This is a genomic window from Photobacterium profundum, from assembly GCF_003026285.1.
Lineage (GTDB): Bacteria > Pseudomonadota > Gammaproteobacteria > Enterobacterales > Vibrionaceae > Photobacterium > Photobacterium profundum.
The window spans coordinates 610,053-632,325 of record NZ_PYOD01000002.1 but is presented as its reverse complement, the minus strand read 5'-3'; the positions used below and the strand labels follow the sequence as shown (position 1 = coordinate 632,325).

Below are 22,273 nucleotides of genomic sequence, written 5' to 3'. Positions count from 1 at the left end.
CAAAAGTGTTCAGAGATTGCAACTAACTCGGTGGTGAGCCACTGTCCCGATAGTAGGATTGCCGATTAAAGGACAGAAAGAGGCAGCAACTTGTGGATTAAGGTTTTAGAAATAGCAAGTCACAAGGCATTTCTTTTACTAATGGGTCTGTCGGGTATAAGAAAATTTGATTAAGCATATCTGATCTGTGATGACCCATAATTAATAGATCTACATCGTTCTCAATCACACCCCGATAAATCTCATCTTCGATTGTGCCAGTGTAAAGGAGATGCTTGTAAATTGGAGTACTCAAATTATCAAGTAGCTTCCTCATCATGGCAACTGAGCTGTGGTGTTTTGCTTCTTCATGTTCATTTAAGTCAACGCTTAGAATACCGTCATAAAAACTGGCAATATCTCTATCCACATGGATTATGCTTAACTTCGCACTATTCGCTACTGCTATTTCTTGTGCTTTGTGCACTAAAGAACTAGCGTTCATATCTAACCCAACAGCTAACATTATGTGTTTATAGTGCATGCATATTATTCCTCGTTAGTTAAAGATACTTTGAACGTCAACGGTAATACTTAAGCTACCAAAGCCAAGCAACAAATCTAACCTGCTTAAACACTTAATGGATATACCTTTAGCTCTGAACAAAATGGATACTAAGGTACTTTGTTGTTTAATTAAAACTTATAATATTTAAACGCAGGTTAAATGATTCTTAACGATATGACGAGGATGCGTATCTTTAAATGATTGATGACTTGTTTGATTACGGGTAGGAAACTCGTGATAGGTGTTAATGTATCCATATATAGGATACTGAATTGTACGAATGCCCTGATATACAGTGATATCAGAGCATTTTTATCAGAACATTGGTCTATTAAGCACTCGTGACCAGCTTACGGGCTGCTTTAAATTTACTTAACGGTACTTTAGTCAGTAAGATTCCGCTTAATAAAGGCAATAACATTAAGAGCGATTGTTCTGAAATTGCCGTGCCTGATGTAGCAGCAGAAAGTGCTAAAGCAACCAACGGGAAAATGAGGAAACAGATTGATGCGGTAAAGGGTGTCGAAATCTGCCCAAGTTTAAAGTACGCCACAATACCGCCTACACTGGCGAAGACGCCTAAATATCCTACTGCCATTAGTGATGATGAAGAGAAAGCCTGTACGTTAATATTTTCAAAGACCAATGAGGTAATAAATAATAAGATAGCAGCCACTAAACTGGGTAATGCATTGTAGGTGATCACTTGAATATCTTTACAATGCTTCTGTACCATCACATACATTGCAGCATGAATGGCAACAGCTAGCCCCAATGCCCCAGAGCCAATCAGTAAGTTGTCACCGCCTATCCCCAACTCGTTTGATAGAATAATAAAGAGACTGATCACCGCAATAAAAAGTCCGATAAATTGATGAATGGCAAGGCGTAGCCCCAAAAAGAGGGTGGATGTGATCATCACAGCAATGGGCATATTAGCGAAAATGATCGAGGCTAACCCCGAGGAAATGTACATTTCTCCCGCAATCATTAAGGTGAAAGGAATCGCAAAATAGAATATAGCTACAATGGCGACCCATTTATTTTTTCCTTTAGGAAAGAATAACGGTTGGTTAAATATCTTCGACAGCAAAATTAAGATTGGTGAGGCGATAAGAAAGCGTAAACCCGTTGCGAAAATAGGTGGGATGGTATCGACAGCGATTTCCATCGCTAGCCATGTGGTTCCCCAAATAAAGCATACAGAGCAAAATAATAGCAGTGGAAGGCGTTTCTTATTCATAGTTAATATCCGTTTTAATTCTCAGCTACGCTGACGTATAGCCTTGTTTTTATAGTGGTTTAATATTGTGTCTTGCAGTTAATACGCGGGTAATATACGTGCTTCACTGGGGAATAACTTACTAAGATGCAGGCTTATGAATGTTTATTAAGAAGAAAATTCTATTTTTTGGCTATATATGGAAAAATTTTCTATGCTGGCTAGATGTAAATAATATTATGCGCATATGGCGTATTTTAAGAGTGTATTTTTCTCTACTGAATATACGCGAGTCATGGTTTTTTAACGGTAAAGTCGAATTAGATACAGTGGTTCTGCGTTGAAGATTCGTTATGTCGTATAGATCCCAATCAAACTTGCTCTTCGGGAGTCACTCTAAATCCTGCACCTTCAGATAACTTGGGTATATAGTTATTAATGATAGCGATACCGCTTCTGCATAATCGTGAGGGTAAATATGGCTGATAATCAATTTATTAATAACAAACCCGTTAATAATCAGTTCAATCATAAGAATTACATTATACGTACTATGACGGCTGATGACGTTTCGCTTGCGGTGAATTGGGCAGGAAAAGAAGGATGGAACCCAGGGCTTAACGATGCTTCAACCTTTTATCATGCTGACCCCAGTGGCTTTTTTGTTGGTGAACTTGATGATCAAATCATCGCCGTAGGTAGCGCGGTTATTTATGATGATCAATTTGCTTTCTGTGGGCTATATATCGTCGCACCAGAGTATCGTGGTAAAGGGTATGGTTTAGCGTTAACAAAACATCGCCTAGCACACTGTGGTGATCGTAATATCGGTATCGATGGTGTGTTAGAAAACGTGAAGATTTATCAGCGCATAGGTTATGTTCCCTTTTATGAAAATCGCCGTTATCAATTTACGGCATCGGCAAAATTATTTAATCCTATCTATATCAAACCTATTACGAATGATGATTTACAGCCGATTTTCGTTTATGACCGTCAGTGCTTTCCTGCACCAAGAAACAACTTTTTAACGCATTGGATTACACAACCTCAGGCAAAATCATTGTTCTACACTGCAGACGGTAAAATTAAGGGATATGTTGTCAGGCGTCGTTGCCTTGAAGGGTACAAAATTGGTCCTTTATTTGCTGATAATGCCGAGGTAGCCCAACAGTTATTAAACGCGGTTCAGGTCGATATCGAAGGGGAAACAGTATTACTCGATGTACCTGAAATTAATCAAGAAGCGGTCAAAATAGCTGAGCAAGAAAAGATGTGTGTTGTATTCGCTACCGCGAGAATGTATCAAAAAGGGTTACCCAATATCGATAATAATAAAATTTTTGGTATTACGACGTTTGAATTGGGGTAGCTATTCATACCGTTTTTTTGATACTTATCCGCTAGTTTTTCTAGTTTTTCTAGTTTTATTTGTTGTTATTTGCCCACTGGAAAACCAAAGCAATAGGAAAGGGGGAAATCAGCACTAAGCCTAAACCAATCAAACTGCTGATCACGACCATACCTGTTACATTCTGCCCTATATCTGTCATGAAAAGACTTATCGTGCCAGCAAGAAACAGAACTAATCCGATGATGTGCAGTATTTTGAAAACCTTGATTATTGGGTGTTGTGCTTGAGCCATACGTATTAGCCTTTTAAAATATTTACGTACATGATGAAGTAAGTGCTTCATATTTCCCACTGTTTTTATTCAATATTCATGATTGTCTCTTTAATCATTATTGAATTTTTCTTGCTGATTTACTCACGTAATCTATTTCTATAAATAGTAATAATATTAAGGCTCAACATGTCGTTTAAAGTGACTTATATCATTTGGTTTTCAATGGCAACGGTATTATGGATTGGCTTCCCACTTTTGATTTTGGCGTAAGCTTTGGCATCGATGATTTAGTGTATGTTTGCGCGTTGATAGCAACTAGCTATCAACTGTGCTTACTGATTTGTAGTTAATACTTCTTTCTGCCGGTAAAAAAGAGGAATGTTTAAACACAGCAAAGCACAGCCTACACATACCCAGATAGGCAATGACGCAGAGAGAAAAACCAGTGATGCTAGTAACGCCGATATCCCGTAACCAATAGTATGAGACATTGATATATACCCCGCAATAATGCCATGCCCATGACTGGATACTTGGCTTGCTGATGCTGTATAAGCGGGAACGATCATTGCTGCACCAAATGCAACTAAGGTTATTGCGGGGTAAAACAGCACTATGTGGGGAATTAGAAACAGTATAAAGCCACAACTAAAGCAGAGACCGCCTACCTTAAATAAGCTTGAAATGCTCAAGCGCTTTTTCTTTATGACGCTAAGCTGAGTAAGCAAAGTAACAGCTGCGCTTAATGTTAATAAATAGCCGATTGTTTGAGTGATTTCATCAGTAGACCAGTTTGTGACCTGACTGATTAATGGTGACAGGCTGTACTGCATTAAAGCAACGGCGGTACATAGGCAAATAGCCACTAGCAATAATGGCACTAAAGCTCGAGGAGGCGATTGCCAACAGTTTGGATGCCGTTTGGGGTGTTGCTTCTGGGCTTGATGTCTCGCATGTAAGTGCTCGGGCCCCCTGAGTGGAAGAGCTACCATCAAAGCTATAAATGGAAATATAGTCATTAACATTAAGGGGGCGAAATGGTGCCAAGTTAAGGTGACTAGCGCTAATAATGGACCGACAAATCGACCTGTACTTAATCCCGCACTGATGGTGGTGATCGCCAATAACTGATTATCTTCCCCGCACAATAAAATAGCCCAATGCTGAGATGCGGGAACCATACCTGCTACTGTGCAACCATAAATAATCCTCGCAAATACGAGTCCGGCAATGATTGCATTGTTGGGTAACAGGCCTTCACTGCCTATAAAACTCATTATAAGTAACAGGGCAAAACTCACCATGAATCCGACTAAAGCTTGCACTATTACCTTTTTCGGGCCGTGGCGATCACTGTAGTGCCCCCAAAAAGGGGCTGCTGGTAAAAATAGTACGCTACCTATCGCAATAATGATGGACCAGGTTGGTAAGTTAATACCAGAAGCCTGTACCAATATTGGTAATGAAACCAGTAAACCGTTCTGTCCTACGCCCATTAAGGTGGCAACTGCGGCGATTAAATAGAGTGTGGTGCGGTTATGTTCTTTATGGTTTGAGGTTGGCGATATCCGCATATATGGGGCTCAGTAAAAAGTATTGTGAACAGATGAATGACAGAGTGAGGTGCATTACTTATAATGAATATACTAATCATTCTCATTTGCATTAATATGGTTTTTATAGCGATATAACAAGAAATGACCATGTTGAACCCGTTACAAGGAGCGTAATCGTTCAATGTTCACCTTAGCCGAGACGTCGTTTTGTATTCATGACAAAACCATTCTTCACCCAACTTCAATCGATTTTCAGAAAGGAAATGTAACGACGCTACTCGGTCATAATGGTAGTGGTAAGTCTACGTTAATTAAGTTACTTAGCCGTCAGCAACCTGCCAGTAGCGGTAAAATTTATATCGATGGATTACCGAGTGAACGGCTAAGTAGCCGAGAATTTTCCCTGAAAGTTGCGTATTTACCTCAGCACCCACCGATAACCGATGGCGTAACAGTAAGAGAGTTAGTCCGTTTTGGTCGCTATCCGTGGAAAGGAGTATTTGGACGTTACAACAAGCAAGATGAAGAATGGGTACAGCAAGCTATTGAGCATGTGGGGCTAATTGATTTCGCCGATCGATTTGTGAGTACGTTATCGGGAGGAGAAAGGCAGCGTGCTTGGGTCGCGATGTTATTAGCTCAGCGCAGTGAATGTATATTGCTGGATGAGCCGACATCGGCACTAGACGTGGCTCATCAATATGAGTTGCTCTCTTTGATTCGTGAATTAAACCTATCGCTCAAGATCACCGTCATTATGGTGCTGCATGATATTAACATGGCAGCCCGGTTCAGTGATCACCTTGTCGCAATGCATTCAGGTCGAATTATGGCATCTGGTACGCCACAAGAGCTAATGAGTGAATCAGTATTAGAAGCCATTTATGGCGTGCCACTTAATATATTTACCCATCCAGAAACAGGGCAAGCGATCAGCTACGTACGCTAACGATCCTCCCTATTTTTGTCATTATTCAAACCATAAATATTTACATTACAGTGAATGCCCAACAAGGAGAGTATCGTGCGGTTGTTTATTCTTATTGGATTCTTATTTAATCCTGCTCTGTTATTTAGTTCAGTGCTGCAAGCACAGATAATTGAGCATGAAATGGGGCAGATTGAATTAACGTCATCACCTCAAAAAATAGTTGCATTAGATTGGGTGATAGCTGAAAGCTTATTGGCACTCGATATTACCCCTTATGCCATGGCAGATAAAAAGGGCTATCAAGAGTGGGTTCAATTGCCTGCCGTACCTGAATCGGTATATAGCGTAGGCTCAAGAAGAGAGCCAAATTTAGAATTATTGGCGCAGTTAAAACCTGATCTCATTATTATGAGTCAACATTTAAGCCCAGCGTTTGAGAAGTTAAGTAGCATTGCCCCAACGGTTGTAATGAGTGTGTATTCGAACAAGAAAGATCCCTATCACGCCGCAGAAGATTTATTGAGGAATTTAGGAAATATTGTTGAACGACCAGAAAAAGCCGATCAAGTCATTAATGAAACAAAACTGACGTTAGTCGAAAATGCTGATCGTTTACGCCAAGCCAAACAAGATACTCGCGCATTATTGATGGTGCGCTTGATTGGTGACAAGCATTTACGCGTGCATGGCAACACATCATTAGCGGGTCAAACATTAGCGAATATGGGGCTCACCAATGCTTGGCAAGGCGAAACGAACCTATGGGGATTTGCCTCGATCGGGTTAGAAAAATTAGCAGATAAACAACAAGCGAACCTTATTTATTTTGGACCGATAGATGACAAATATAAGCAAACATTCTTTGCTACACCGTTGTGGAAAGCCATGGCATTTAGTCGAGAAAAAAGAGTGTATGAGTTACCACCAGTATGGACCTTTGGGGGGTTAAAATCAGCACAACGGCTAAGTAACAGTATTACGGCACTCTTATTATCGGCATCGGATATTAATAAGGTCGTTAGAAAATGATGAACGTTCGGTTAGCAGTATGGGGAGTCATAAAAAACCGTTCTATGCTGAATTGGCGTGTGATGTGCCATTCTCATGCAATAGTCACATTGTTCTTGATCTGTTTGTTTGTTTGGTTATTCCATCGAAGTGCTCCTTATTCTTTGTCTATGGCGCAATGGGTAAATGCTACGCTTCAACCGGATCCGACTGATTATCAACAAATTATTATTCATTACACATATTTACCTCGAATTGTAATGGCACTGATTTGCGGTGCTGGCTTGGCAATGGCAGGCTGTGTTATGCAGCATGTATTGCGTAATCCGTTGGCGTCGCCAACTACATTAGGTGTGGCAGCAGGGGCTGAACTTGGTTTGGTTTGTGGCATTTTATTTGTGCCTGCCGCGCTGGGGATCAGTAACTATTGGTTTGCATTTTCTGGTGGGTTAGTTGCAACTGGCTTGGTGTTTGTATTAACCGCTAAAAAAGGTTTTGCGCCATTGCAAATGGTGTTATCAGGCATGGTGGTAAGCCTATTTTTTGGCGCGTTGAATATGATGTTGCTGTTGCTAAATGAAGAGCAGCTAAACAGTGTATTTATTTGGGGGGCAGGGGCGCTAAACCAAAATGATTGGCAAGGTGTATTGCAATTACTTCCGTTAGTGGTAACTCCTTTTATTGTATTACTTCTGTTACAGCGGCCTTTATCGGCTTTGCAGCTAGGGGAAGAGGTCGCTAAATCTGTTGGTGTAAAAGTTGCCTACCTGCGTTTAGCCACATTGATTATCGCGGTTTTTATGACATCCAGCATTATTAGCCAAGTAGGAATTATTGGTTTTGTTGGTTTGGTTTCACCTGCTTTAGCGACGTTATCGGGTGTGCGCCATTTCTTCCCCCGCATGCTGATGAGCAGCCTGATTGGTGCAATGTTGCTATTAGGGGCTGATTTACTGATCCAACCGTTATCTGGGGTTGGCGGCGAGCTGCTACCTACTGGTGCTATTACGGCTTTAATTGGGGCACCATTTTTATTGTGGTTATTACACCGTCATTCGTTTATCGCGAGTCAAAAAACAGAGCAAGAAGCCCTGCTTGAATATCAACTACGATCTTTTCGGGGTGTTTTTATTGGCATGGTGATCGTGAGTATGTTGGTTATTTACCTTGCATTGTGCGTTGGTAATAGTACGAACGGTTGGGTATTTCTTAATAGTAGCGGCAGTGCGCAGATCGATACCGTATTGGCGTTGCGTTTTCCTCGGGTTGCGGTCGCTATGTTAGCTGGGGTTGCTCTAGCATTATCCGGTACCGTAATACAACGAATGACGGGTAACCCGATGGCGAGCCCTGAAGTAATGGGGATCAGTGCTGGGGCTGCTTTTGCTCTTGTGCTAGGGGCGATGAGCGGGATAGCTATTTCACGCTCAGAGCAAATGCTCTTGGGGGTTGTCGGCTCGATGGTGGTAATGGGCTGCATTTGGCTTTCAGGGCGAAATAATAACTTTGCTCCCACGCAAATGTTATTGACGGGTATAGCATTGAGTGCCTTTCTTGATGCCATGATCCGCATTGCTTTATCAACAGGGCAAGACAATGTTAAAGCACTGCTTAGTTGGTTATCAGGGACTACATACCTTGCTGGAAGCAATGATGCTGGACTGTTACTTATCGGAATACTATCCATAGGTTGTCTATTGTTATTGTGGCATCGCTGGCTTGATATCATGGCGCTGGGCTCAACGGTGGCTGAAAGTATTGGAGTTAATTGCCGTAAAGTCAGGCAGTTATTGATGTTAGCAGCAGCATCATTAACGGCTTTAGCTACCATGGTAGTGGGACCGCTGAGCTTTGTTGGGCTATTGGCTCCTCATATGGCTAAATCGCTAGGGCAATATAATGCCCGCCATCAGCTTGTCATTGCGTGTTTGCTTGGTGGAAACATTATGGTGTTTGCTGATTGGGTAGGGCGTAATGTCTGGTTTCCTTGGCAATTCCCTGCTGGTCTGCTTGCTTCCATTATTGGCGGTGGTTACTTCTTATACCTACTGCGTAAGTGATTATTTACCTTTAATGACGTTACTTCATAGGCTGGTTTTGTGAATTACATCTCAGCCTATTTAACTTCATATGCAAAATTATTTGTTTTATAACCTTTTTATATGATTAATTTAATGGTTATTTCACGGTATATCCTGACTTTTAGCGACACAATTGTGCTCTTATCCCACAGTTTTTAAACTCACTTCATATGTCCATTAATTTTATAAGGTTGATGTAATGAATGATAGTCATTATCATTCGCATCAATAGTTGGGGACGTAGCGTTAATATGAAAAATAAAGACTTCCCACAGCCTCAATACTTAACGATGTTTCCGCTCAGTAACTCATCGTTAGGGGGATAAGAAAGCCGATGCTAAAAATGGTGTATTAAATCATGACATGTTTTCATCAATTATTACCTGAACTTAAAGAAACCAATTCAGTTAATGAGCAATTGGCACTATTAAATCCATTATGGTGCTGGCAGCAAAGCAATGATGAAAATACCGTTACAATTTCAGCGCTGTTAAATACCTCGCTGATAGCGGAACAGGTCAAAAAAGCCCGCCTAACATTACAGGCCCCTAACGATAAAGTAGCAGCATCATTAATTCAGAAAAAACTGATGACTCAGCTGATCTCGCCATTAGTGGCTGTGCATGTGTTATCTGAGCAGTCACCACACTTCTCGTTATCTGGTTTAGTTATTCCTTCCGATTTTAGCAAGCCAGTAATGTGGCTGAATGAAGGGTTTTGTGCTGTGCCTTCAAATGATTCCATTGTCTGGATAGAAAGGCTGATTCAGTCGTTTTACCTATTATTTCGCCATACGTTTGCGATTCCGCCAAAGACGTTTTGGGGGAATGCGGCTTTAGCAATTGCCTCACCTTGGAGCCGGCTTGTTGGGCAAGGTGTGAATGGAAAAATCGTTGCACAAGATGTTCAGCAATTTTTCTCTCACCTGTGCCCAGAATTACAACAGGCACTCGAGTGGTTGGTGATAGAGAAAGGTGAATTTGAAATAATGGTTCCTCGTCGTAATAACTGTTGTCTTAAATACCGATTACCTGAAAAGCAGCTTTGTGGCACCTGTAATCGCCAGACTAAACAGCAGCAGATAGATCGAGTGATCACGCGTCTTGTATAGTTTTTTTGTAATCAAAAGGTTGAATAAAAATAATTATCACAATCAATGCTATTTGCGGTTGTGAATTTACTGATAGCGACAGTCGTCGTTATTTGAACCATCGACAACAATTAGAGATGAATATAAGTTATGCAGTCAAGGAAGTTTGTAGTTAGCCCTTTGGTATATGCAATGATGCTAGCCAGCCCAACAATGTATTCAGCAAGTGCTTATGCTGAAGAATCGTCATATCAATCAGCAGAGGAAACAATGGTGGTGGTCGCGAGTCGTGCACCTAAAAGTATCAGCGATATTGCAGGTACCGTTTGGTATGTGGATTCTGAGCAAATCGATCAGGAATATCGTGGAGGTAAAAATCTGAGTGATATTTTATCTTCAGCCGTACCATCGTTAGATTTAGGCAGCCAAGGACGAACCAATTACGGTCAAAACCTTCGTGGGCGTGCCATGCTAGTGATGATTGATGGGGTATCGTTGAATTCATCGCGTTCTATTAGCCGTCAGTTAGATTCAATTGACCCATTTAATATCGATCGAATTGAAGTGTTATCGGGTGCAACGTCTATTTATGGGGCCGGTGCGACGGGCGGTGTGATTAATATTGTTACTAAGAAAGCTGAAGACGGTGAGGTACAGGCAGAAACGTATGTCAGTGGTTCATCAGGCTTTAATAGTGGTGATGATTTTGACTATAAATTGGCACAATCAGTCAGTGGTGGTAATGATAAAGTACGTGGTCGTGCGTCGTTAGTATACGGTGAGACCAACGGTTACTACGATGCTAATGGGGATATTATTGTACCTGATATCACTCAGGGGTCTCTTCAATTTAACCGCGTTATTGATGCGATGGGGTCACTGAGCTTCACACCAACAGATACGAAAACCATTAATGTATTAGCACAGTATTATCTGAGTGAACAAGATAGTCCATATGGCATTTATTTCGGTCAAAATTTAGCGGGTGCACCCAATAATATTACAGGTAATCCTGCTGATACTGGCTTGATAGAAACACGAAAAGGGTATCAATCTGATCGTCAGGCGTCGACTGAACGTTTAATGCTAAATGCAACCTACCATGACGCAGAATTTTTAAGTCATGAGTTGTTTGTACAAGCTTCGTACCGTTCTGAAGAGATGTCGTTTAGCCCGTTTATCTACGGTACCTACCTTGCTGCATCGCAACAGAATACCGACGTATTCAGTGTAAGAGCGGCTATGGTGAAGTCGATGGATCGCTTAACACTTACTTACGGTGTTGATGGTTATATTGACAAATTAGACAGTGATCAAGTTATCTTCGATCCAGCAACGAGTTACCAATCGGGTGGCTTAGTGAATAAAACGAAAGATACGATTGGGCGCTACCCAGAAACAGAAGTCGCTTCTTTGGCTGGTTTTGTGCAGGCTGGCTACGACATCACAGATGCTTGGTCTGTTGAAGGTGGTTACCGCTACCAATACATGAAAAATACTGTTGATGATTTTGTATCATCAAAAATGCAGACCCAAATTGCACTAGGTGCTGGTACATCAGCAGATGCCGTACCTGGTGGTGAAACTGATTATAAAATTGGTTTATTCAATATTGGAACCATCTACCGCCTATCTTCGCAGACTCAAATATGGGCGAATTTCTCGCAAGGGTTCGATTTACCTGATCCAGCAAAGTATTACGGCGTGGGTAAATATTCAGATAGCAATAATGATGGTCATTATGAATTAGTTGATGGTATTGATGTTGCCAATACCAAGCTAGAAGGTGTGAAAACAAATAGCTACGAAGTTGGTTTCCGCCATAATGTTGATGCATTTAGTGTACAAGCTGCTGCGTATATTTCTACATCAGATAAAGTTGTTAAGCACAGCAGCAAGAACTTATCGGTTGAAGTCATTGATGCTGATAAGCGCGTTTATGGTGCAGAAGCGCAGGCGTCTTATTGGGTTATGGACAACTTGCAGCTTGGCGCTATGGGGCATTTTGTTAAGTCAGAAGAGAAAGATGCCAACGATGATTGGAAGAAGTTGTCTATCAATTATGCCAGTGCATCAAAAGCTGGTGCATGGATTGGTTGGTACGAGAGTAATTATTCTGTAAAGCTGCAAAATCAGACGTTATTTGATTTGAGCGATGATGCTGATGGTGAAATCGATGGCTACTCGACCTTTGATGTTATTGGTTCTGTCGAGCTACCGGTTGGTCGTTTAGGCTTTGGTATCCAAAACTTGCTTAATGAAGACTACACTACTGTGTGGGGGCAGCGTGCAAAAGGTTGGTACGCTTATTATGGACCTGAAGAAATGTTTGACTATAAAGGTCGCGGCCGTACTTACACCGTAAATTATCAAGTGAAGTATTAAGGTTTTTATTAAAGGATTGCTAAGATCATAATTGCTGTTAATTGTGGTTATTAAAGTAGTCATAAATAAAAACTTGAAATAATAATCCGTCGCCACTTATTAGTCCGAGTGGTGGCGTTTTTTTTTATTCGGCATGCGATAGACCTGCTAATGGTGCAGCTAGATATTACTGGCACTATCGATACAAATCATTACGGCATCATGTCGCCAATGTTCGTATTCACAATCAATAATTACCCCGTGTTGATTGTAATTCACTCGACGTATTTTAAGTACCAACTGCCCTTCTGCTAAATTCAACTTTTTAGCGACTATACCTTTAGCGGCAGTGGGTAATACCTCAAACTGAGATCGACTGGTGTCGTGTTGATAGCGGTTTTTATAGAGTTCCGTTAATGAGCGGGTAAGGTCTTGCTCTAGAATATCGGGAAAGTGTTCGGCGATCAGACAATTCTCTACATATAGCACTGGCCTTTTATCTAAATAACGTAACCTATGAACATGGTGCACTTTGGTGAAAGTATCGAGTGCCATCGTTTGCATTAATTCTATACCAGCAGGTGCAGAATACACCGAGAGTAATTGGGTTTCTGCGCATCGCTTTTGCTCTGCCACCATCTTATGAAAATGAGAGCGGCTTAGCGGGTTATAACGCAACCTTTTTTCAGGTGCAACAAACCAGCCCCTGCGTTCCTCACGATAGATTTTTCCTTCTGTTTCTAAAGCCACTAACGCATCTTTTATCGTAATGCGACTGGTCTCGAAAATATCACTGAGTTCACGTTCTGAAGGTAACTTTGATCGGGTACTAAACAGCCCACTATCAATTTGCTGGTTTAACGTTTCACGAATTGTACTGAGCTGTGATATGCCGTGATTTTTCATGTAATTGTCGTTCTGACCTAGTCCATTAGCGTATTAGGCCTCTATAAATAGACGCTAAAGATAACAATTGAATGACATTGGTATTTCAATAATCTTTCAGTGGACTTATGTTTCTATGAATATGAGTACTCGTCATCTAAGCGTCATGTTTTCTTTTTATAACTGTCATCAATGTGAATCAGCACTGTCATAAATGCCCTCTAATATCCTCCTCAACAAAACTGACCTAGTCCAGAGGATGGAAACCAATGAAACAACTTATTGCTGGCCTTACTTTTGCTGCTCTTACAGTAAGCACGGCTGCACAAGCTCAACCAAATGTTGAACAATTAATTAAAGCGGCTCAAAAAGAAGGGCAAGTTTATAGTGTCGGTATGCCTGATGGCTGGGCAAACTGGAAAGATACTTGGGCTGATATGGCATCAACCTATGGTTTGAAACACCAAGATACAGACATGAGCTCAGCACAAGAAATTGCGAAATTCGCAGCCGAGAAAAAAAATGCGACCGCAGATATTGGCGATGTGGGCTTTGCCTTCGGTCGAGTAGCAGTGAAGAAAGGGGTAACTCAACCTTATAAACCGACTACTTGGGCAGACATTCCAGATTGGGCGAAAGATAAAGATGGCCATTGGATGCTTGCATATACAGGCACGATCGCTTTTATTATCAATAATAACCTCGTTAAAGATGCCCCTAAAAGCTGGGATGATTTGGTGAAAGGGCAATATCGCGTCACCGTGGGTGATGTGGGTGTTGCAGCACAAGCAAACAATGCAGTATTAGCGGCGGCCTTTGCGAAAGGTGGTAATGAGCAAGACATTAAACCCGCCCTACAGTTATTTGGTGAGCTGGCAAAGCAAGGCCGTTTATCACTGAATGATCCAAGTATCGCCAATCTTGAAAAAGGTGAAGTGGAAGTGGGCATAATGTGGGATTTCAATGCCTTGAACTACCGTGACCAAATTGACCGTTCTCGCTTTACGGTTGTTATCCCTTCTGATGGCTCTGTTATTTCGGGCTATACCACCATTATCAATAAATTTGCGAAAAACCCTAACGCTGCCAAGTTAGCTCGCGAATATATTCTGAGTGATGAAGGCCAAATTAACTTAGCACGTGGTTATGCGCGTCCTATCCGTTCATCAATCACTTTACCTGATGATGTGAAAGCCAAGTTATTGCCTAATGAACAATATACCAATGCGAAGCCAATTTCAGATTTTGACCGTTGGGAAAAAACAGCCCGCAAATTGCCGCGCCAATGGCAAGAAAACGTTCTAATTCACATGCAGTAAGAGGTTGATATGCGCAATAAGGTGATTCTTGTTGTGCTTGATGGACTGAACTATCAGGTAGCTCATGATTGCATGGGCTACCTAAACGGTTTAATCGAAACCCATCAAGCCACGTTGTATAAAGTACAGGCACAGCTGCCATCTATGTCACGCCCGTTATATGAGTGTATTTTAACGGGTAAGCGTCCTGTTGAAAGCGGTATTGTGAATAACGAAGTCGTGCGTTTATCTCATCATAGTAGTGTATTTAGCTTAGCGAAAGACGCTGGATTAATTACAGCGGCAGCGGCTTATCACTGGATGAGTGAACTGTATAATCGCGCCCCGTATGACGCTATTCGTGACCGCGTAACAAATGATGAAACGTTGAATATTCAGCATGGCTGTTTTTACCATTCAGATCATTACCCCGACGAGCATTTGTTTTTGGACGCCGAGTATTTGCGCCGTCAGTACAATCCTAATTTTCTCTTGATTCACCCGATGAACATTGATGATACCGGGCATAAGTTTGGTTTGGATTCATCGCAATATCGTAATTCAGCGCGTTATGCCGATATTTATCTATCGCGTTTTGTTCCGCAATGGATAGATCAAGGTTATCAAATTATTGTAACCAGCGATCATGGTATGAATAACGATCGTAGCCATGGTGGTGTATTAGCAGAAGAACGTGAAGTACCGATGTTTGTAATAGGAAACCAGTTTGCACACCGTAATGTTGTGGAAAATATTGAGCCTCCGAAACAGACTGAAATTTGCGGTTTAGTGTGTGATTTATTGGGTATAGAACATCACGATAAAGCCAGCTGTAAGATGTTATTAGCAGGGTCTAAATGAGTGAATTAATCCCAACGGCTTCTTCTGCCAAGAAGCCAAGTAATGGTGCAAGCGTTAGTACTGTTCAGGTGACAGCACGCTTTAAACCGCAATATAAATCGCACTATAAACACTGGCGTCCGGCGTTATTATTACTGCCATTCAGTGTGGTATTTTTCTTCTTCCAACTTGCGCCAATGATATGGGTATTTGTTAACAGCTTTATCTACGATGAATCGTGGTCGGTTGAACACTACCATGAAATTTTCGATTCTGACTTCTTATTGCAGTCTTTTGGTAACAGTATGTCGATTGCGATGTGGTCGAGTGTGGTAGGCCTAGCCATTGCGACGGTTGGTGTTGCATCGTTACGACGGGTGGATTGTAAAATACGAGATTGGGTCGTGGCCTTTACGAATATGGCGAGCAATTTCAGCGGGGTGCCGCTGGCATTTGCTTTCGTGATTATTCTTGGTTTTAACGGCGCCATTACCTTGCTATTAAAGCAATGGGGTTGGATTGACGATTTCAATTTGTACTCTAAAACGGGCTTAACGTTTATCTATATTTATTTCCAAATTCCTCTAGCCATGTTGTTGCTGTACCCCGCCTTTGATGCCCTGCGCGATGATTGGGAAGAAGCGGCGGCGTTATTGGGCGCGAATAAATGGCGCTATTGGTTACACATCGCTTTACCTGTGTTATCGCCAGCATTATTGGGTACGTTAATTATTCTGATTGCTAACGCGATGGGGGCGTATGCCAGTGCTTATGCGTTAACAACAGGTAATTACAACTTAGTAACGATTCGTATCGCGAGTCTAGTGTCGGGTGATTTGTTCCTTGAGCCGAACTTAGCCGCGGCTTTATCGGTATTACTCATGATCATTCTGGGCTTCGTAACAGCGATAAATCAATGGTTGCTGAAAAGGAGCTACCATGCAAAACGTTAATTTTAAAATGAGTGCGACGACGTACCATAAATCAGTGGTATATGGATTAATTTCGCTACTCGCCATTCCTGTTATTGCGACGTTAGTGTATTCATTAGCCCAGCGATGGGGCGCCACTATTACCCCCGATGGCTTTACGTTTGATTGGTATTTACAGCTGTGGCAAGACCCTCGATTTCTAGCGGCGTTTGGTCGTTCATTATTGCTCTGTTTTATTTCGTTAGCGGTGAGTTGCGCATTAATTATTCCGACTATTTTTGTGGTGTTTTATTATTTTCCACGATTAGATAGTTGGATGAATTTACTGATATTACTGCCATTCGCCGTACCACCGGTTGTATCTTCGGTGGGGTTATTACAGCTCTATGCTGATGGTCCAATTCCGATTGTGGGTACACCATGGGTATTAATTGGTACGTATTTCACCATTGCATTACCGTTTATGTATCGCGCCCTAGCAAATAGCCTACAGGGGATCAATTTACGCGATTTGATGGATGCAGCTCATTTACTGGGGGCAAGCACACCCCGTGCCTTTGTCTCGATTGTATTGCCCAATATTCGTAAAGGGTTGTTAGCATCGTTGTTTTTATCGTTCTCTTTTCTTCTTGGGGAGTTTGTCTTCGCCAATATATTGGTTGGAACGCGCTTTGAAACCTTACAAGTTTATCTCTACAACATGCGCCAAACCAGTGGTCACTTTACTTCTGCGTTGGTGATGTCTTATTTCTTTTTCACGTTATTTTTAACGTGGTTAGCAACGCGCTTTAGTCGTTAGAACACAGGGAAAGCTGAACCATGAATTACGTTGAAGTTTCAAATTTAAGTAAACGCTTTGGTCAAAACACTGTGTTTGAAGGTATTAACCTGACGATTAAACAAGGAGAGTTTGTTACTTTGCTTGGCCCGAGTGGTTGCGGTAAATCGACACTATTACGTTGTATTGCCGGCCTGAATGATGTTGATAACGGTAATATCATTGTTAAAGGTGAAGATATTACCCATGCAGCGCCGCAAACGCGTGGCATTGGTATGGTGTTTCAGAGCTATGCGTTATTTCCCAATATGACCGTATGGGACAATATTGCATTTGGCTTGAAAATGCAGAAAGTGTCAGCGGCTGATTTAAAGCAGCAAGTAGGTAAAGTCATTGAGTTGGTTGAGTTAAATGGGCGTGAGCAGTATTACCCTCATCAGTTGTCTGGCGGGCAACGCCAGCGTGTTGCTTTAGCACGAGCATTGGTGGTTAAACCCAGAATTTTACTATTGGATGAGCCTCTATCCGCACTGGATGCACGTATTCGTAAGCACCTTCGTGAGCAAATTCGAACTATTCAAAAAGAGATGAACCTAACCACTATTTTTGTTACCCATGATCAAGAAGAAGCTTTAACGATGTCAGATCGTATCTTCCTGATGAATAAAGGTGAGATTGTACAAAGTGGCACAGCGGAAGAAATATACACCCAGCCCGCGAGTGAATTTGTTGCCAGTTTTATGGGAAATTACAATTTACTGGGTGCAAAACAAGTGCACGATATTTTCGGTATGTCGATTAATGGAAAACTCGCAATTAGACCAGAATCTATCTATGTACGTGAAGCGGGTCGTCAGTATGGTGAGCATATTTCAGCCCCGGTATTAGCGAATGTGGTTAGCCATCAATTATTAGGCAATGTGATTCGTTATCAAGTTGTGCTTTCTCAAGACGAAACACAGCAACCAAACGTTGCACCAACGCCAAGCATTATTGTTGATATGCTGAACCGTTCATCAGAGCGTTTATTCGAACAAGGCACCAAACTTGAGTTGATGTTTAATAAAAACGAGATGCAAGAAGTGGCGTAATTAGTGTGGGTATCTCTGCTTTAATCATGCTGTCTCAATGTGAGATTTTAAAGTTCTGTTTAGTATTGAAAACGCCAACGTAATTGTTGGCGTTTTTACATCACCTGTTTGAAAAATAGAGATAATTAGTGGAGTTGGCATTCTTCTTTACTGATCAAGCTGGTTTTTGTCTCCCAGCTTCGAGAAACAAAATAAAGAGGATCGTTATAATCGGCATGTGACCGACAAGCTCTTCTAATCCCGAAAGTAAAAAGGTTGTCATAAATATAGCCAGCAACAGACCGTATATGATCCGGTTGGCAAGGTTGGCTATAAGTATTAGTCCAAGAATGACTTCGCTGATACCGACAAAAACAACAAAATGCAGATTACTAATTTGCGGGAGGCTAAGCAGCGGGAAGAAATTGTAATAGTCGTTTTGGTTGATGAAAGCCAATGCCATGCCTGGAAGCATTAACTTATTGTGGATACCTAATTCTAGCAATTGAAGCCCTAGCCCTATACGGACTAAATGGACTGCGATTCTGCGCCATTGTTCTTTGTCTTGATTCCAATACTTGCATAGGCGGTAGTCATTATTGTTTAAGCTGGGGCCAATAAAGATAAGCGACAGACCAACAAATAAGAACTCAAAGAGGTAATCAAACGCGATAAAAAAAGGAAAGAAAATGAATAGAGCGAGTGATGTTAGCGCAATCGCGACGCCTGTTAGGCTGACCGAGACGGCCATTAGCACGATTGCCGACGCCTGAATGATAACGCCATACAACGCAAGTTGAGGTGATAAGTAGAGGTTTGGAGCAAGAAACTCCCCCAGCAACAGGTTAACTGCAAGATAACAATTAATGACGAGTACCAAGAAGTACCATATCCAAGGGTGCGGTGTGACAATAGGTTGAGTTAGCCCTGCTTTTAGTTTGTTAGGCAGTATGGGAGCGTATGTGATCATCGTTGCAAACAAAAAAAGGCTGAGTGTTGTGATAACAATAGCAAAAGAGATGGTATCGAAAGGGAGGCTTGTCTCTGGATTGGTGCCATCTGCAATAAACCACCTCACGTGAGCATGGCTAAATTGACTAAAACAAAGTGCAGGAAAAGAAGCTACGATGCAGAGCCATTGTTTAGCGCGTATTCGTTGTATTCTGTTCATTATCTGTTCTTCCAAAGGGCTAACCTGTGATTATCTTGTTGGCTCGTCGATGTTTTCTTCTGACAACGTTCGAAGAAATACTTCGAGCTGGTTGAGTTGGTAAGGTAATAATTTCAACGGTGCTAAATCTGAATGTGCCCCGAATGGCGTGGCTGCCCGATTGTAATAGTGGAGTACTTCTGTGAGTGTGCAGAATTGCCCTGCATGCATATAAGGGGCGGTATCGGCAATGTTCCTTAAACTCGGTACTTTTGTAGCGCCCTTTAGTTCATCACTGGCTCTTTTGATAAAAATCAGCTCTTTACATTGTGCTGCTTCGCTATCGCTATAGTAACCGAGGCAATTAAATGGGTCTTTGAGAGCATGCTCTACTCCCGTAAATCGTCCTTTCTGGGCGGAAAGGTGAGGCATCGGAACCGTTGTAGCGTGAAAGTCACCATTCGAGAAGAGTGCGCCGTTATGGCAACGAATACATTGTCCTTGTGCGCTGATAAACAGTTTAAGCCCTGCAATTTCGTTTTCGCTTAATAAAGGCTTTCCGCCGATATCGGGCGATCTGGGTGGAGCGGTGACTTGATCGATATAGCGATCGAACCGAGTATCTCTAGGCCATAGGGTTGCTTGATAAGCGGCTAATGATTTCCCTATATTTGCGTAAACACGGTTGATTTCCGTTTGTATTTGAATGCCTAGCCACTGCCAGTTCTTTTGTTCTTCTACGTATTGGCTAGTCGGAGAGGCCTGCTCTGGTAAAATGGTATTCATAAGCAGGGCAGGGAGGCTACCGAAAACAGTCTGGTAAAGTTGTGGATATCGATTTAACACGTATTGCACATATTGCGTACGAGTGCCGGCATGTTCAATATGATTTTCTAGTGGTTTTAATGCTTGTGCCCATAGGCTATCAGCACTGCCATCCAGCATAAACCAGTTGAAGCTAGCAACACCCAACAATGTTGGTACTTGTTTATCTAACGAGATATCGCTATTGGCCGCTAGGGTGAAATAGTGCTCTGGCTGGTGGCAGCTCGCACAGGCGATTTGTTGATAGCGGCTCAGTTGAGTATCAGAAAAGAGTAACTTACCAAGTAATGCAGCCTGCGGATTGAGTAAGTAGTTATTAGACGGATCATTTATTTCCCATTTACTTGGAAGGCGCAAGCTGCGAAGTATGGCTAATTCCTCATCAGTCCAAATTGTTATTACAGGCGCTGGGTTATAGGTTATTAAATAAATTAATAACACTGTTATAGCTGAGCCTACAATCACCATTGCTTTATTTAGCATTAGTATGATCCAGATCAAATTCTATTTTTTGATGGGATTTTGAATCGGGGTTTAAATCAATTAATTCGATTATCCACGCCCCATACATATTAAACTTCACGCCATCAACAATGTATTCTCCGGGCTTCGGTTCATTAATTAGCAGAGGTTGCGTCGGTAAGCCATGCTGATGGGCGGGCATCCCTCCCTTTATTTGAAACTCTAACCCTTGAACAGGTTGCCCTGTTGTGTCATCGATATGAATAATCCAAGAGTGAATTTTATTTAAAACAATAGGCAATTCAGTGGGTTCTGCGGTGATGCTGTATTTAGGTGTTTGTACAATAACGGGCAGCGTTGATGAGGCCATCGATGGGCTGTTCATCAATACGAGCAATGTAATAATTATATATTTATACAACACAGCAACCTAGCTTATTAATTATTATATTTATTGTTTGAAGTATTGTATTGATAGCGTTATTGATCAAGCTCAGCATTAAGATTAATTATAACTATCTAGCATTATATAAATATCAAAGTTGAAGTTTGGTATTAATAACTAGTTATATTCCCATTTACAAAGTGGTATTTTATTTACCTCTTTATTGGTGATTATTTGCGGGTGTTTGTCGGTGTTTAAATTATAGTTAATCGTGTTGTGGTATATGTACTTTATAGGTCATGACGCCAACGTAGAAGCTCTGGTTTTATCGCGTGAACTACACTAAAACGACTTGTCGCCCATAAGTGAAAGGATAATGAGATGAAGAAGCTGCTAGCAATATTATTGTTTGTATCAACGTCTGTGCTTGCTTCACAAGGAGAATCCGTAAGCTATCAAGTCAATGGCGAAGAATATGAAGGTTTTTATATGGCACCCAAAAAAGGTGCGCCTTTAATCTTAATGGTTCATGACTGGGATGGACTTACCGCCTATGAAAAAAAGCGCGTAGGTATGCTAACTGATGAAGGCTATGCGGTGTTTGCAGCTGATCTCTTTGGTAAAGATGTACGCCCCACAGAAATAGAAGAAAAGAAAAAGCTAACAGGCGCTTTATATCAAGATAAAGAAAAAATGTTGGGCTTGCTTGATGGTGCATTAGAGAAAGCTGCATCATTGGGTGCAAAAGCCGATAATACCGTTGCAATGGGTTATTGTTTTGGCGGGGCAGCAGTACTTGAAATGGCTCGCAGTGGCGCAGGTATGAAAGCCTATGTCACCTTCCATGGTGGATTAAAAACACCAGAAGGGGCTGATTACGCGAAAACAAAAGGTAAGGTACTTGTGTTCCATGGTGGTGGCGATATCTCTGTAACTATGGCTGACTTTGTCGATCTTTCTACAGCCCTTGAAGCCAGTAATGTCGACAGTGAAATGATTGTATACAGTGGTGCGCCACACGGCTTTACTGTTGAAGGTTCCGATCGCTATCAAGCAGCTGCCGATCAAAAATCTTGGGCACGTTTTGTTGAATTTTTAGCAGAAATTAAATAACTGTCTCTGCAAGTTAAATTTAATAGCCATTTTCTGACGTCGAGCCAAAAGGGTTGCGTTAAACGTAACCCTTTTAATATAAGGGAAAAATCATAGTGTAATTATTGA

The 22,273-nt window shown here is 41.6% G+C and carries 20 protein-coding genes; 12 read left to right on the top strand and 8 right to left on the bottom strand.

Annotated features, from left to right (window positions below; translation table 11 throughout):
• Positions 1–97: 97 nt before the first annotated feature.
• Both C9J48_RS07620 and C9J48_RS07615 read right to left on the bottom strand, forming a co-directional pair.
• On the bottom strand, positions 98–523 hold the full coding sequence (locus tag C9J48_RS07620; RefSeq protein ID WP_006228811.1) for a universal stress protein: 426 nt from the start codon (positions 521–523) through the stop codon (positions 98–100).
• A 355-nt stretch (positions 524–878) separates the two neighbouring features.
• Positions 879–1,790 carry a DMT family transporter gene (locus C9J48_RS07615; RefSeq protein ID WP_006228812.1) on the bottom strand — a complete coding sequence of 304 codons (912 nt, stop codon included), beginning with the start codon at positions 1,788–1,790 and terminating at the stop codon, positions 879–881.
• A 457-nt stretch (positions 1,791–2,247) separates the two neighbouring features.
• On the opposite strand from C9J48_RS07615, the gene C9J48_RS07605 reads away from it, so the two are divergent.
• On the top strand, positions 2,248–3,141 hold the full coding sequence (locus C9J48_RS07605; RefSeq protein WP_006228814.1) for a GNAT family N-acetyltransferase: 894 nt from the start codon (positions 2,248–2,250) through the stop codon (positions 3,139–3,141).
• Positions 3,142–3,196: 55 nt separating this feature from the next.
• Here C9J48_RS07605 and C9J48_RS07600 read toward each other — a convergent pair whose 3' ends face one another.
• On the bottom strand, positions 3,197–3,415 hold the full coding sequence (locus tag C9J48_RS07600) for a hypothetical protein (RefSeq protein ID WP_006228815.1): 219 nt from the start codon (positions 3,413–3,415) through the stop codon (positions 3,197–3,199).
• Positions 3,416–3,729: 314 nt separating this feature from the next.
• On the bottom strand, positions 3,730–4,971 hold the full coding sequence (locus C9J48_RS07595) for an MFS transporter (protein ID WP_006228816.1): 1,242 nt from the start codon (positions 4,969–4,971) through the stop codon (positions 3,730–3,732).
• A gap of 163 nt (positions 4,972–5,134) precedes the next feature.
• Here C9J48_RS07595 and C9J48_RS07590 point away from each other — a divergent pair, with 163 nt between their 5' ends.
• The 5 genes from C9J48_RS07590 (at position 5,135) to C9J48_RS07570 (ending at position 12,448) form a co-directional block, all read left to right on the top strand.
• Positions 5,135–5,902, top strand: a complete 768-nt coding sequence (locus C9J48_RS07590) for an ABC transporter ATP-binding protein (protein WP_006228817.1) — start codon at positions 5,135–5,137, stop codon at positions 5,900–5,902.
• A gap of 75 nt (positions 5,903–5,977) precedes the next feature.
• Positions 5,978–6,913 (top strand): ABC transporter substrate-binding protein, encoded by a 936-nt coding sequence (locus C9J48_RS07585; protein WP_006228818.1) that lies wholly within the window; start codon positions 5,978–5,980, stop codon positions 6,911–6,913.
• A complete protein-coding gene (gene fhuB / locus C9J48_RS07580; RefSeq protein WP_006228819.1) occupies positions 6,910–8,952 on the top strand; it encodes a Fe(3+)-hydroxamate ABC transporter permease FhuB in 2,043 nt (680 codons plus the stop codon). Before C9J48_RS07585 ends, fhuB begins: the two co-directional genes overlap by 4 nt.
• Before the next feature lie 379 nt (positions 8,953–9,331).
• Positions 9,332–10,084: a (2Fe-2S)-binding protein gene (locus C9J48_RS07575; RefSeq protein WP_006228820.1), complete on the top strand. Its 753-nt coding sequence runs from the start codon at positions 9,332–9,334 to the stop codon at positions 10,082–10,084.
• Positions 10,085–10,213: 129 nt separating this feature from the next.
• On the top strand, positions 10,214–12,448 hold the full coding sequence (locus C9J48_RS07570; RefSeq protein ID WP_036802510.1) for a TonB-dependent receptor: 2,235 nt from the start codon (positions 10,214–10,216) through the stop codon (positions 12,446–12,448).
• Positions 12,449–12,607: 159 nt separating this feature from the next.
• Here C9J48_RS07570 and C9J48_RS07565 read toward each other — a convergent pair whose 3' ends face one another.
• Positions 12,608–13,333: a UTRA domain-containing protein gene (locus C9J48_RS07565; RefSeq protein ID WP_006228822.1), complete on the bottom strand. Its 726-nt coding sequence runs from the start codon at positions 13,331–13,333 to the stop codon at positions 12,608–12,610.
• A 248-nt stretch (positions 13,334–13,581) separates the two neighbouring features.
• Here C9J48_RS07565 and C9J48_RS07560 point away from each other — a divergent pair, with 248 nt between their 5' ends.
• Genes C9J48_RS07560 through C9J48_RS07540 form a run of 5 tightly spaced genes read left to right on the top strand, consistent with a single transcriptional unit; the run spans position 13,582 to position 18,251 of the window.
• Entirely contained in the window at positions 13,582–14,631 is a 1,050-nt protein-coding gene (locus C9J48_RS07560) for an ABC transporter substrate-binding protein (RefSeq protein WP_006228823.1), read from the top strand.
• Between the two features lie 9 nt (positions 14,632–14,640).
• Complete coding sequence (locus C9J48_RS07555; RefSeq protein WP_006228824.1) at positions 14,641–15,471, top strand: alkaline phosphatase family protein; 831 nt, start codon at positions 14,641–14,643, stop codon at positions 15,469–15,471.
• Positions 15,468–16,403, top strand: a complete 936-nt coding sequence (locus C9J48_RS07550) for an ABC transporter permease (RefSeq protein ID WP_006228825.1) — start codon at positions 15,468–15,470, stop codon at positions 16,401–16,403. The genes C9J48_RS07555 and C9J48_RS07550 overlap by 4 nt, the downstream gene beginning before the upstream one ends.
• Positions 16,390–17,181: an ABC transporter permease gene (locus C9J48_RS07545; RefSeq protein WP_006228826.1), complete on the top strand. Its 792-nt coding sequence runs from the start codon at positions 16,390–16,392 to the stop codon at positions 17,179–17,181. Before C9J48_RS07550 ends, C9J48_RS07545 begins: the two co-directional genes overlap by 14 nt.
• Before the next feature lie 20 nt (positions 17,182–17,201).
• Positions 17,202–18,251 carry an ABC transporter ATP-binding protein gene (locus C9J48_RS07540; RefSeq protein WP_006228827.1) on the top strand — a complete coding sequence of 350 codons (1,050 nt, stop codon included), beginning with the start codon at positions 17,202–17,204 and terminating at the stop codon, positions 18,249–18,251.
• A 154-nt stretch (positions 18,252–18,405) separates the two neighbouring features.
• Here the strand turns inward: C9J48_RS07540 and C9J48_RS07535 are convergent, their stop codons facing one another.
• From C9J48_RS07535 to C9J48_RS07525, 3 genes are read right to left on the bottom strand one after another with little or no spacing between them, the layout of a single operon-like run.
• On the bottom strand, positions 18,406–19,401 hold the full coding sequence (locus C9J48_RS07535) for a hypothetical protein (RefSeq protein ID WP_006228828.1): 996 nt from the start codon (positions 19,399–19,401) through the stop codon (positions 18,406–18,408).
• 30 nt (positions 19,402–19,431) lie between these two features.
• A complete protein-coding gene (locus C9J48_RS07530; RefSeq protein ID WP_006228829.1) occupies positions 19,432–20,688 on the bottom strand; it encodes a cytochrome-c peroxidase in 1,257 nt (418 codons plus the stop codon).
• Positions 20,678–21,091 carry a FixH family protein gene (locus tag C9J48_RS07525; protein WP_036802514.1) on the bottom strand — a complete coding sequence of 138 codons (414 nt, stop codon included), beginning with the start codon at positions 21,089–21,091 and terminating at the stop codon, positions 20,678–20,680. The genes C9J48_RS07530 and C9J48_RS07525 overlap by 11 nt, the downstream gene beginning before the upstream one ends.
• Positions 21,092–21,433: 342 nt before the next feature.
• Here C9J48_RS07525 and C9J48_RS07520 point away from each other — a divergent pair, with 342 nt between their 5' ends.
• Positions 21,434–22,165, top strand: coding sequence for a dienelactone hydrolase family protein (locus C9J48_RS07520; protein WP_006228831.1), 732 nt, complete (start codon positions 21,434–21,436; stop codon positions 22,163–22,165).
• Positions 22,166–22,273 lie beyond the last annotated feature (108 nt).